Source organism: Streptomyces pactum, assembly GCF_002005225.1.
GTDB classification, from domain to species: Bacteria; Actinomycetota; Actinomycetes; order Streptomycetales; family Streptomycetaceae; genus Streptomyces; species Streptomyces pactum_A.
The window spans coordinates 4,901,078-4,913,156 of sequence record NZ_CP019724.1; the positions used below are offsets into that span (position 1 = coordinate 4,901,078).

The window sequence follows — 12,079 nt, forward strand, 5'->3', positions numbered from 1 at the left end:
TGGTGGTGCTCAGAGCTTCTCGATCACGTAGTCGACGCACTTCGTGAGTGCCTCGACGTCCGCCGGGTCGATCGCCGGGAACATCGCGACGCGCAACTGGTTGCGGCCGAGCTTGCGGTACGGCTCGGTGTCGACGACGCCGTTGGCGCGCAGCACCTTGGCGACGGCGGCGGCGTCGATGTCGTCGGCGAAGTCGATCGTGCCGATGACCTGCGAGCGCTTGGCCGGGTCCGAGACGAACGGCGTGGCGTACTTGGCCTCCTCCGCCCAGGTGTACAGGCGGGTCGAGGAGTCCTTGGTGCGGCCGGTGGTGAAGTCCAGGCCGCCCTGGCCGTTCATCCAGTCGAGCTGCTCGCCCAGCAGGAACAGGGTGGCCAGCGCCGGGGTGTTGTACGTCTGGTTCTTGCGGGAGTTGTCGATCGCGGTCGGCAGCGAGAAGAACTCCGGGACGTGCCGGCCGCTCGCGTGGATCCGCTCGGCGCGCTCGATGGCGGCCGGGGAGAACACGCCGATCCACAGGCCGCCGTCGGAGGCGAAGGACTTCTGCGGGGCGAAGTAGTAGACGTCGGTCTCGGCGATGTCGACGGGCAGGCCGCCGGCGCCGGAGGTGGCGTCGACCAGCACGAGGGAGCCCTCGTCCGCGCCGGCGACACGCTTGATGGGCATGGCGACGCCGGTCGAGGTCTCGTTGTGCGTGAACGCGTACACGTCCACGCCGGCCTCGGCCCGCGCCTCGGGGTGGGTGCCCGGGTCGGAGGAGACGACCGTCGGCTCGGCCAGCCAGGGCGCCAGCTTGGCGGCCTTGGCGAACTTGGAGGAGAACTCGCCGAAACTCAGGTGCTGCGACTTGTTCTCGATCAGGCCGTGGGTCGCGACGTCCCAGAACGCGGTGGAGCCGCCGTTGCCGAGGATCACCTCGTAGCCGTCGGGGAGCCGGAACAGCTCGGAGATGCCCTCACGGACCTTGCCGACCAGGTTCTTGACGGGCGCCTGGCGGTGGGAGGTGCCGAGCAGGGACGTACCGGTGGCGGCCAGGGCGTCCAGCGCCTCCACCCGCACCTTGGAGGGACCAGCGCCGAAACGACCGTCGGCGGGCTTCATGTCAGCAGGAATCTGGATCTCAGCCACGTGCCGGAGGGTATCCCGTCGGCCAAACCGGGCGAAGCCATGTCCGTCCGATGAGACGAGATCTCCGCCTTGCGGACCTGTGCCGAGCTACAAGAGCCATGCTGGAGGCATGACCGATCTGGAGGCAGCACTGCGCACGGCCGTACGCGGCGAGGTCGGCTTCGACGTCACCTCCCGGGCCCTGACGACGATGGACGCGTCCAACTACCGGCGGGTCCCGCTGGGGGTGGTGGCACCGAGAGACGCCGACGACGTGGCGGCCGTGCTGGAGGTGTGCCGGGCGCGCGGGGTGCCGGTCGTGGCGCGGGGCGGTGGCACGTCGATCGCGGGACAGGCGACCGGCACGGGCGTCGTCCTGGACTTCACCCGGCACATGAACCGGCTGGTCTCGCTCGACCGGGAGGCGCGAACGGCCGTCGTCCAGCCGGGCCTGGTCCTCGACCGCCTCCAGCAGGCCGCCGCCCCGCACGGCCTGCGCTTCGGCCCCGACCCCTCCACCCACAGCCGCTGCACGCTCGGCGGCATGATCGGCAACAACTCGTGCGGCTCCCACTCGGTGGCGTGGGGCACGACGGCGGACAGCGTGCGAGAGCTGACGGTCCTCACCGCGCGGGGGGAGCGGCTCCGGCTCGGGCAGGAGTGGGCCGGGGCCCCGGAGGGCCTGCGTGAGCTGGTCGACGGCGACCCGGCACGGCTGCGCACCGGCTTCCCCGACCTGCCCCGCCGCATCTCCGGCTACGCGCTGGACGCGCTGCTGCCGGAGAAGGGCGCGGACGTGGCCCGTTCCTTCTGCGGTTCGGAGGGCACGCTGGGCGTGCTGACCGAGGCGGTGGTGCGGCTGGTCGAGTCTCCGCGCGCGCGGGTGCTGGCGGTGCTCGGTTACGCCGACGAGGCCGGGGCGGCTCAGGCGGCGGCCGGGCTGCTGCCGCTCGGGCCGCTGACGGTGGAGGGCATGGCGGTGGACCTGGTGCCCTCCACGGAAGGGCTGCCACGGGGTGGCGCGTGGCTGTTCGTGGAGACGGGCGGCGACACGGCGGCGGAGGCCCGCGCGCGTGCGGAGGCGGTCGTGCGGGCGGCGGATGTCGTGGACGCGCTCGTGGTGACCGACCCGGCCGGGCAGCGGACGCTGTGGCGTGTCCGGGAGGACGCCAGCGGTACGGCGACGCGGATGCCGGACGGATCGGAGGCGTGGCCCGGCTGGGAGGACTGCGCGGTGCCGCCGGCGCGGCTCGGGGCTTATCTGCGGGACTTCCGGGGCCTGCTCACCGCCCACGGTCTGCGCGGCACGCCGTACGGGCACTTCGGGGACGGCTGCATCCACGTACGCATCGACTTCGACCTGCTGACGGATGCCGGGGTGGCCCGCTTTCGAAGCTTCTCGGAGGAACTGGCGGACGTGGTCGTGGCGCACGGGGGCTCGTTGTCCGGGGAGCACGGGGACGGGCAGGCGCGGGCGGAACTGCTGCCGAGGATGTACGGCGAGGAGACGGTCGCCCTCTTCGAGCGCGCGAAGTCCGTCTGGGACCCGGACGACCTCCTCAACCCGGGCATGCTGGTCCGCCCGGCGCCGCTCGACGCGAACCTCCGCTTCTCCGTCCTGCCGCGCGAGCCGGTGGACGTGGCGTTCGGCTACCCGTCCGACGGCGGCGACTTCTCGGCGGCGGTCCGGCGCTGTGTCGGGGTCGCCAAGTGCCGTACGACGTCGGCGGCGGGGTCCGGGGTGATGTGCCCGTCGTTCCGGGCGACGGGAGACGAGGCGCACTCCACGCGCGGGCGCGCCCGGCTGCTGCACGAGATGCTCGCCGGGGAGCTGGTGACGGACGGTTGGCGCTCCACGGAGGTCCGGGACGCCCTCGACCTGTGCCTGTCCTGCAAGGGCTGCCGCTCCGACTGCCCGGTCGAGGTCGACATGGCCACGTACAAGGCGGAGTTCCTGCACCACCACTACGCGGGACGCCGCCGCCCCGCCGCCCACTACGCGATGGGGTGGCTGCCGGTGTGGCTGCGCTGGGCGGCGCGGACCCGGGCGGCTCCGGTCGTCAATGCCCTGTCCTCCGTCCGGCCGTTGGCGGCGGTGGCGAAACGGGTGGGCGGCATCGCGGGCGAGCGGGAGGTGCCGAGGCTGGCGGGGGAGCCGTTCAGTCGGTGGTGGCGCAGGCGGCGTCCGGGCACCGGACGGTCCGGGCCCGGGTCCCCGTCCGGTGACCTGGTCGTCCTCTGGCCGGACACCTTCACCGAGCACCTGTCACCGTCCGTGGGCCGCGCGGCCGTACGGGTGCTGGAGGCGGCGGGGCTGCGGGTGGCGTTGCCGCCGACGCTGCGGGGGCGTGCCGTGATCGGGGACGGTACGGCGAAGTCGGCTATGGCGCTGCTGACCGCCCGCCGGGGCCGGGTCTGCTGCGGACTGACGTACGTGTCGACGGGCCAACTGGACCGTGCCCGCGCGGTGATGCGCCGCACGCTGGACCTGATGACCCCGGTGCTGGAGACGTCCGCGCCGGTCGTCGTCCTGGAGCCGAGCTGTGCCGCCGCCCTGCGCACGGACCTTCCCGAGCTGCTGCACGACGACCCACGGGCGGCTCGACTCGCCGACCGCGTGGTGACCTTCGCGGAGGTTTTGGAGCGCCACGCCCCCGACTGGACCCCGCCCGCCGTGAACCGCCCGGCCACCGGCCAGACCCACTGCCACCAGCACGCGGTCCTGGGCGACGCGGCCGACCGCCGCCTGCGTGAGGCGGCCGGCCTCACCGGTGAGCTGACCGGCGGCTGCTGCGGCCTCGCGGGCAACTTCGGTTTCGAGGAGGGCCACTACGAGGTGTCGGCCGCCTGCGCCGAGGACCGGCTCCTCCCGGCGGTGCGCGAGGCACCGGACGGGGCGGTGGTCCTGGCGGACGGCTTCTCGTGCCGGACGCAGCTCGAGCAGTTGGCGGGGGTGCGGGGGCGGCACTTGGCGGAGGTGCTGGCGGACGGTTTGGGGCGGTCCTGAAAAACGGAGGACAGAACCGCCCCGGGTGTCCTCGGTCCGCTCAGTTGAGCCCGCGCAGCCTCCGTCCTCGGCTCTCGGCCACCCGCAGCGCGTCCGCGAGGGCTTCGGCGAGGCGCTCGGCGAGGAAGCGGAGCTCGCCGTGCGGGGCGTCCGGGAGGAGGGCTCGGGCGTGACCGAGGAGTTCGGCGCCCATGCCGAGCTGGGTGGACTCGGTGGTGTCGGCCAGCCGTGAGAGGGGCCCACCGTTGCCGTCGGTGATCAGATAACAGGGCTTGCCCTCGAGGCCGGACCAGGGGAGCAGGCGGGGCTCGCGCGGTTCCGTCATGCGGCTGCCTCCAGCTCGTACGGCGTGTGGGCGAGGACGTACGGGCGTACGGCCACGGTCGCGGTGCCGTCGAGAACGGCGGGCAGGCCGTAGGGGCTGCGGTGGGTGGGAAGGGGGACCACGCCGATTGCGGCCGGATGGCGCGGTGTGGGGCATGCCGCCGGGTGCGGGCCGGTGCGGCGGTGGGCGCCTCGGGGTGTGAGCAGCAGGCTCATCCACGTGATGAGGCGGCCGATAGGCTCGGTCATGTCATCAGTTCCTTTGGGTTTGGCTGGTGGCCACGCCCCCGGACGGCTCCACCCGTCGCGGGGGTCTTCAACTGGAGTGGTCACCATGGTCTACCGCAGTCTACTGCGGTCGCGCGGTCTACCGCAGGGTTTTAGCGTCCACCGCATGACTCCCGAACTCGATCGCACCCGGCCCGTCTGGCGGCAGGTCGCAGCTGCCATTGAGACGCGCATCGCGGACGGTACTTATCCCGTTGATGCCCGGGTTCCGTCGGTGGTCGAGTTGTCGGCCGAGTTCGCGATCGCGGCGTCGACCGCGCAGAAGGCCCTCGCTCACCTGAAGGGGGAGGGGCTGATCCGCGCCGAAGTGGGCCTCGGCTCCTTCGTCGCCCGTCGGCCGGATGGCGACGGCGAGGCGTAGCGACGCGTTCGTGCCGCGTCGTTCCGTGAGTCGAGTCTGTTCGAGTCGGTTCCCGCCGCTGCCCGAATGGCCGAGTCCCCGGAGTCGCCGGTGGCGAGTTCGCATCTGCCGGCCGTCGGGCGCCGATCGGCCTGACCCACCGGAACCGCGTGGGGTGGCCCTCGCGTGATCGTTTCCATGGACGGTTCGGATGGCCAGGCGGAAGCGCCACGGCGACGGGTCGGCAAGCGACCCCGGGTGATCGGCGGTGGCGCGGCCGTCGTCGCGTTGGCGGTCGCCGTGGGTGTGGTGATCGCGAACGACGAGCCGGCCGACATCGCCGCGCCGTACGCGTGCCGGACCCCGGCCCACGGCACCGCCGCGCCCGCGTCGGGGCGGTCCGCCCCGGAGGGGGCCGCCGATTTCGACGGTGACGGTCACCCCGACCTGGCCTTCGGGTCGATGGGGAGTGTGAAGGGCGGGAGCGGGGGCGGGAGTATCGAGGTCGCGTACGGGGCGGGGGACGGGACGGAGATCGGTCGGTGCCAGTACCTCACCCAGGACGATGCCGGCATTCCCGGGGACAACCGCGACGAGGCGTTCTTCGGGTCGGACGTGGTGGCCCGCGACTTCGACGGGGACGGGTACACCGACCTCGCCGCCTCCGTCTTCGACTGGAAGCCGAGCGTGATCGTCATGTGGGGCTCCGAGGACGGGCTGTCGCGCGCCACCCGGGTGCCGGGGACGGACGTCAGTCGCGTCGCCTGGGACAACAACCCGATCCTGGCCGAGCAGCTCGCCGCCGGTGACTTCGACGGTGACGGGCACCCCGACCTGGTTTTCGGGCTCGGCTCCGACAAGGGGCTGCTCAAGGGGCCCTTCGGGCGGGACGGCACCCCGGCCGGGACGGGCCGCGTCCCCGCACCCCGTCGTCCCGCGCCGGACATGGCCACTGCGAACTACGGCGACCTCGTCGCCGGGGACCTCGACGGCGACGGCATCGACGACCTGGTGAGCTTTCACGACGCCGATCCGGATCCCGAGGCGCTCTGGTCCGAGCTGGACCGGCCGGTGAGCTACCTGCGCGGCGGCCGGGCCGGCTTCACGCAGCCGGAGGGCACCCGACTCCCCGACGCGGGGGAGGGGGCGATCGGCGACGTGGACGGCGACGGCTACGACGACCTGGTCCTCAGCCCCCGGGGCGGTGACGCAAGCCGCAGCTCGGTGACGGTGGTGTACGGCTCCGAGTCCGGGCCGGGGAAGCGGACGACGACCGTGGACCGGGACACTCCCGGCGTGCCCGGCGAGGAACCCCTCGACGAGGACGCCGTCTTCTTCACCCTGGACACCGGGGACGTCAACGGAGACGGATACGCGGACGTGGTGGCCGGGGCGCCCCGGTGGGACGTGTACGGGGAGCCGGGCCCGGAGCAGGTGCTGTTCCTGGCGGGCGGACCGGACGGGCTCAGCGGTGAGGTGGCCCGGTTGTTCGACGGGGACGACCTCGGTGCCGCCCCGGGCGGGGACGCCGACTTCGGCGCCGCGGTGGGCCTCACCGATCTGGACGGCGACGGCCGTGCCGACCTCGTGGTGACCGCGCCGGGCAGCGACACGGTCGGCGGCGTCGCGTGGCTGCTGCCCGGCACGGCGAAGGGACCTGCCACCGAGGGCGTCACCCGGCTGTCCGGGGACACCTTCGACGACACCGAGGGGCTGGGCCTGCTGATCGGCGGCGGTGAGATCGCCCTCTAGGCCCTCCGTATCCTGCCGTGGGTGATCTAGGACATGGTCTGACCTCTATGGCTCATAGCGTGGTCTCGACCGACGGAGCAGAACACCGGAAGGCGGAGACCATGACCACTCTCGACGAGTCGACCACCCGCGACCTGACCACCGGCGACCAGACCGAGGCCCCGGCCGTCACCGGTGAGCGCGCCGACCTGCTGGAGATGCTGGCCAACCAACGGCACTTCCTGCGCTTCACCACCCGTGACCTCACCGACGAGCAGGCCGGACTCCGGACCACCGCGAGCGAGCTCTGCCTGGGCGGCTTGATCAAGCACGTGTCCTCGGTCGAGCGGAGCTGGGCGAACTTCATCGTGAACGGCCCGTCGGCGATGGGAGACTTCACGGCCATGACCGAGGCCGACTGGGCCCAGCGGGCCGACGAGTTCCGGATGCTGCCCGGTGAGACGCTGGCCGGTGTCCTGGCCGACTACGCCGAGGCGGCTCGCCGGACCGACGGCCTGGTCGCCACGCTGCCCGACCTGGGGGTCACGCAGCCGTTGCCGAAGGCCCCGTGGTTCGAGGCCGACAGGCAGTGGTCGGCCCGCCGGGTGCTGATGCACATCGTCGCCGAGACCGCTCAGCACGCCGGCCATGCCGACATCATCCGCGAGTCCCTGGACGGTGCCAAAAGCATGGGCTGACCTGCGGCGTCCGGTCCTACGGCGTCTGGAAGACGCCCGGCCGATCCAGCCGGGTCACTTCGGAAAGCGGTACTTCAGGTGGGTGGCCAGGGGCGTGCCGACGACCCTGACCGGTTCGAGGTCGCGTCGGACGGCGCCGGGTCCCTCGAAGAGCCGCAGCCCGTCCCCGAGGAGCACCGGCACCACGTGGAGCTGGAGTTCGTCGATGAGCCCCGCGCCGAGGTACTGCCGCACCGTGCTCGCGCCGCCCGCGATGTCGACGTTCCTGTCCCCGGCGGCGGCCTTGGCCCGGTCGAGGGCGTTGTGGATGCCGTCGGTGACGAAGGTGAAGGTGGTGCCGCCCTCCTTCACCAGGGTCGGCCGGGGGCGGTTGGTGAGGACGAAGACCGGGGTGCGGAACGGCGGGTTGTCGCCCCAGAACTCCTCGCCCGTGTCGTACATCATCCGGCCCATGACCACCGCTCCGGTGGCGTCGAACCACTCGCGGATCAGCTCGGAGTCGCGGTTGTCCGCCCCGCCGGTCATGCCCTGGCGCTCCCGCCAGCTCGCCAGGGTGTGGATCCAGTCGAAGATCGGCTCGGCGCCGTCGCCTCCCGGGTTGTCGACGGTGACGTTCGGGCCGGCGATGTAGCCGTCGAGGGTGATGGCCATGTCCGCGGTCACGGTCATGATGGGGGCTCCTGAGGTCGCGGGTGATCGGGTGCGCGGGCGGTGCCCGGTACGGGTGTACCGCGCACCGCCTTCACTTCCGCGTCGATCGGGAGCCCGCGTTTTCGACACCGGCCCCGGAACGTGACTCAGGGCGCCGTATCGCCCCGCACCAGCGGATGGCACACCGGCTGGACGCCCTCGGGCAACTCGTCCGGGCGGCACCAGCGGGCCTCGAGGATCTCGAACGGGTCGATGCGCAGCTCGCCGCCCAGCAGGCGGGCCTCGTAGGCCACCTCCAGGCGGGTGCGGAGGCCGCTGTTCAGCATGACCAGGCGGCCCACCTCCACGTCGAGGTTCGTCTCCTCCCTGACCTCGCGCACCACGGTCTCCCGGAAGTCCTCGCCCTTGTGCGCGAAGCCGCTCGGCAACCCCCACTGGCGGCCCGGCGGCCACATCCGGTGCCGGAGCAGCAGGACCCGTCCCTCGTCGTCGCGCACGACGCCGGTCACTCCGACCACGAACTTGGCGTTCAGGAACCACATGACGCGGCTCTGGAAGGGGCGCAGGAGCCGCCAGAGGCGGGTGAGGAGTCGTCGCACGGGACCTCGGGAGATGTTGGGAGATGTGGGAGAGGCGGGGATGTGGGAGATGTGGGAGACGCGGTGGAGGGGCGGCGGCGTACAGGATTCGCCATGGGGACGGTACCCGCCGCGCCGACCCGGCCGACCGGCCGCCACCCGCCCCTGCCGACCGGCCGTCGGTGGTGGTCGGTCCGCATGCCGGACGGAGTTGACCAAGGCGGGGCGCCGGACTCATCGTCAGGTGTGTAAACGTTGCACGGTCCTGTACGGAGGTCATTACTCTGGACCGGTCGGCGCAGTGCGATACGCGATGCCCGACGCCCGACGCGCGATGTCCGACAGGGGCTCCGTCCCCGCGCCAAGACCGAGGAAGGCCCCGTGACCACCCCCAGCGCCGCCACCCCGTCCACCTCCGCCGCCGCGTCCGCGGCGGACCCGGGGCCCGCGTCCGGCCAGGCGGGCAACCCGCGCGGGCGGGGCTCCCTGGGGCCGGTCGGCCTGGTCCTCGCCGGCGGCTTCTCCGTGCAGTTCGGCGCCGCGCTGGCGGTGAGTCTCATGCCCCGGGCCGGCGCGCTCGGCGTGGTGACCCTGCGGCTGGTCGTGGCCGCCGTCGTACTGCTCCTCATCTGCCGGCCCCGGCTGCGCGGCCACTCCCGGGCCGACTGGGGCACGGTCGTCGCCTTCGGCATCGCCATGGCCGGCATGAACGGCCTCTTCTACCAGGCCGTCGACCGCATCCCGCTCGGCCCCGCCGTCACCCTGGAGGTGCTCGGCCCGCTCGCCCTGTCCGTCGTCGCCTCCCGGCGCGCCGTCAACCTGGTCTGGGCCGCGCTCGCCCTGGCCGGCGTCTTCCTCCTCGGGGGCGGCGGCTTCGACAGCCTCGACCCGGCCGGTGCCGCCTTCGCGCTGGGGGCGGGCGCGATGTGGGCGGCGTACATCGTCTTCAGCTCACGCACCGGGCGCCGCTTCCCACAGGCCGACGGGCTGGCCCTCGCCATGGCGGTCGGGGCCGTGCTGTTCCTGCCGCTGGGCATCGCCGAGTCGGGCGGCAAGCTCCTCGACCCGGTGACACTGGCGCTGGGCGCCGGGGTGGCCCTGCTCTCCTCCGTCCTGCCCTACACCCTCGAACTCCTCGCCCTGCGCCGGCTGCCCGCGCCCACCTTCGCCATCCTCATGAGCCTGGAACCCGCCATCGCCGCGGCGGCCGGTTTCCTCATCCTCGACCAGGCCCTGTCCGCCACCCAGGCCGCCGCCATCGCCCTGGTCATCGCGGCCAGCATGGGGGCGGTGCGTACGCAGATGGGGCGGCGCCGGGCCAAGGCGCTCCCGGACGTGCCCTGAAGGGCTCCCGCGACGCCCGGGCCGCCAGGGACCCGGCCGGGCAGGCGGTCACCCGCAACGCATAGGCTGCGGACCTGGTCATCTCATCGGGATCACGGGGAGGGAACCGATGAACCACACGGCCGAGGTCTTCCAGCCTTTGCAGGACGACGATCCACGCACAGTGGCCGGTTACCGCCTCGCGGCGCGGCTCGGCGCGGGCGGCATGGGGCGGGTCTACCTGTCCCACACCCAGGGGGGCCGGCCGGTGGCCATCAAGGTCGTACGGTCGGAACTGGCCGACGATCCGGTCTTCCGGCGGCGCTTCAGCCGGGAGATCAAGGCGGCCCGGGAGGTGAAGGGCGCCTACACCGCCGAACTGATCGACGCCGACCCGTCGGGCGTACCGCCCTGGCTGGCCACGCTGTACGTGCCGGGCCCCTCCCTGTCGGACGCCGTCGCCCGGAGCGGACCGCTGCCGGTGCCGGCGGTCCTGTGGCTGATGGCGGGGGTCGCCGAGGCGCTGCAGGCCATCCACGGTGCGGGGATCGTGCACCGGGACCTGAAGCCGTCGAACGTGCTGCTCGCCGCGGACGGACCGCGGGTGATCGACTTCGGGATCTCGATCGCCGCCGACAGCACCGCGCACACCGCCACGGGCACCGCCATCGGCACGCCCCAGTACATGGCTCCCGAGCAGGCGTCCGCGGGTGACGTCACGGCGGCGACCGACGTCTTCGCGCTCGGCCAGACGGCGGCGTTCGCGGCGCTGGGCAGGCCGCTCTACGGGGACGGGCCCGCGGTCAGCGTGCTGTACCGGATCGTGCACTCCGAACCCGACCTGTCCGGGCTGCCCGAGCAACTGCGCGGGCTGCTCACCCGGTGCCTGGCCGCGGAACCGGGGGAGCGGGTCACCCCGGCGGAGGTCGTCGAGTGGTGCCGGCGGGAACTGGGGCGGGACGCCGAGACGGGGGCGGGGCCGGACGTCTGGCGGGAGTTCGCGGGGTCGGAGGCGACGGTTCCGCCGCCTGCCCCACCGGCTCCGGAGTCGTCGCCGGCTTCCACCGCGGTACACACGCGGCCGTGGACCGCCCCGCAGTCGGCAGCCGCCCCGCAATCGGCAGCCGCCCCGCAGTGGCCCGCCACCGGTCAGGAGCCGGGCACCGGGCAGTGGTCCGCCACCGCTCAGGGTCCGGGCGCCCCGTACGGTCCGGGCGCCACCCCGTACGGTCCGGGCGCCGCGCCCTGGCCCGCCGCTCCGTACGGCACGACCGCGCCGCAGCGGCCGGCCGGGCCGGACGAGCGGAAGCGCCGCAGGAGACGCGCCGCCCTGCTCGCGGCCGCCGCCCTGGCCGCGGGCGGGCTGGTACTCACGGCGGCGTGGACGCTGCGGGACGCGATGGACCGAGACCGCGACCGGGACACGGCCGCGTCCGCGTCCGAGTCCGGGAGCCCCGGCCCGACGGCACGCTCGTCGGCATCCGGCGATGCGGCGTCCGGAGGCCCGGCGCCCGGAACGGTGGCCACGGAGGGGGCTGCGTCGGGGGCCGGCGGGCCGGCCGCGCCGGATGCGGCGGCCGACGGTGCCGCCGCCGGTTCCACCACTCCGGTGGCCCACGCCTACGGCCCCCAGTATCTGAACGCCGAGAACTCACTCAGCGTCAGTGACGGGAGGACCCGCGACGACCGCAAGGGAGACATCCGCTTCACCTGCGCGCAGACCTGCGCACTGGAGAGCGACACCAGCGTCTTCTCCATGATGTTCGGCGAGCCGGGCGCCACGTACGAGGACTGCCGTCAGAGGATGGCCGACGTCGAGGCCGATGCCGACATCGACGGCCACCGCCTCCCGCTGGCCGCCGCCTCGGCAGGGACCGAGATCTGCGCCAAGCACCGCAACGGCGACATCATGCTGCTGGTCGTCCAGGTGAAGTCGACCGCCGTGCCGGAGGTCGGCTTCGTCACCGCGGACATGACGGCCTGGCGCGCGGACTGAGGTCCGAGCCCGGCCAGGAGACCCGACGTCCCCCGC

Annotated in this window: 11 protein-coding genes; 6 read left to right on the forward strand and 5 right to left on the reverse strand. The window is 73.3% G+C overall.

Going from position 1 to position 12,079, the window contains the following annotated elements:
- Window positions 1-9 precede the first annotated feature (9 nt).
- A complete protein-coding gene (serC, locus tag B1H29_RS20875; protein WP_055417480.1) occupies window positions 10-1,128 on the reverse strand; it encodes a phosphoserine transaminase in 1,119 nt (372 codons plus the stop codon).
- A 109-nt stretch (window positions 1,129-1,237) separates the two neighbouring features.
- Here serC and B1H29_RS20880 point away from each other — a divergent pair, with 109 nt between their 5' ends.
- A complete protein-coding gene (locus tag B1H29_RS20880) occupies window positions 1,238-4,114 on the forward strand; it encodes an FAD-binding and (Fe-S)-binding domain-containing protein (RefSeq protein WP_055417479.1) in 2,877 nt (958 codons plus the stop codon).
- A 40-nt stretch (window positions 4,115-4,154) separates the two neighbouring features.
- On the opposite strand, the gene B1H29_RS20885 is transcribed toward B1H29_RS20880, so the two are convergent.
- Both B1H29_RS20885 and B1H29_RS20890 read right to left on the reverse strand, forming a co-directional pair.
- On the reverse strand, window positions 4,155-4,439 hold the full coding sequence (locus B1H29_RS20885) for a hypothetical protein (protein ID WP_055417478.1): 285 nt from the start codon (window positions 4,437-4,439) through the stop codon (window positions 4,155-4,157).
- On the reverse strand, window positions 4,436-4,687 hold the full coding sequence (locus B1H29_RS20890; RefSeq protein ID WP_055417477.1) for a hypothetical protein: 252 nt from the start codon (window positions 4,685-4,687) through the stop codon (window positions 4,436-4,438). The genes B1H29_RS20885 and B1H29_RS20890 overlap by 4 nt, the downstream gene beginning before the upstream one ends.
- A 145-nt stretch (window positions 4,688-4,832) precedes the next feature.
- On the opposite strand from B1H29_RS20890, the gene B1H29_RS20895 reads away from it, so the two are divergent.
- The 3 genes from B1H29_RS20895 to B1H29_RS20905 all read left to right on the forward strand — a co-directional run bounded on the left by B1H29_RS20895 (window position 4,833) and on the right by B1H29_RS20905 (window position 7,495).
- The gene (locus tag B1H29_RS20895; protein ID WP_055417807.1) at window positions 4,833-5,087 is read left to right on the forward strand and encodes a GntR family transcriptional regulator; all 255 of its coding nucleotides are present in this window, start codon (window positions 4,833-4,835) and stop codon (window positions 5,085-5,087) included.
- Window positions 5,088-5,264: 177 nt separating this feature from the next.
- Window positions 5,265-6,818: an FG-GAP-like repeat-containing protein gene (locus B1H29_RS20900; RefSeq protein WP_079160353.1), complete on the forward strand. Its 1,554-nt coding sequence runs from the start codon at window positions 5,265-5,267 to the stop codon at window positions 6,816-6,818.
- 101 nt (window positions 6,819-6,919) lie between these two features.
- Window positions 6,920-7,495, forward strand: coding sequence for a DinB family protein (locus tag B1H29_RS20905; protein WP_055417806.1), 576 nt, complete (start codon window positions 6,920-6,922; stop codon window positions 7,493-7,495).
- A gap of 54 nt (window positions 7,496-7,549) precedes the next feature.
- On the opposite strand, the gene B1H29_RS20910 is transcribed toward B1H29_RS20905, so the two are convergent.
- Window positions 7,550-8,164, reverse strand: a complete 615-nt coding sequence (locus B1H29_RS20910) for a dihydrofolate reductase family protein (RefSeq protein WP_055417475.1) — start codon at window positions 8,162-8,164, stop codon at window positions 7,550-7,552.
- Window positions 8,165-8,292: 128 nt separating this feature from the next.
- Window positions 8,293-8,745 (reverse strand): NUDIX hydrolase, encoded by a 453-nt coding sequence (locus tag B1H29_RS20915; RefSeq protein ID WP_055417474.1) that lies wholly within the window; start codon window positions 8,743-8,745, stop codon window positions 8,293-8,295.
- A gap of 360 nt (window positions 8,746-9,105) precedes the next feature.
- Between B1H29_RS20915 and B1H29_RS20920 the strand changes: the two genes are divergently transcribed.
- Together B1H29_RS20920 and B1H29_RS20925 are read left to right on the forward strand one after the other, a co-directional pair.
- A complete protein-coding gene (locus B1H29_RS20920; protein ID WP_055417473.1) occupies window positions 9,106-10,068 on the forward strand; it encodes an EamA family transporter in 963 nt (320 codons plus the stop codon).
- A 109-nt stretch (window positions 10,069-10,177) separates the two neighbouring features.
- Window positions 10,178-12,043, forward strand: a complete 1,866-nt coding sequence (locus B1H29_RS20925) for a serine/threonine-protein kinase (RefSeq protein ID WP_055417472.1) — start codon at window positions 10,178-10,180, stop codon at window positions 12,041-12,043.
- Window positions 12,044-12,079 lie beyond the last annotated feature (36 nt).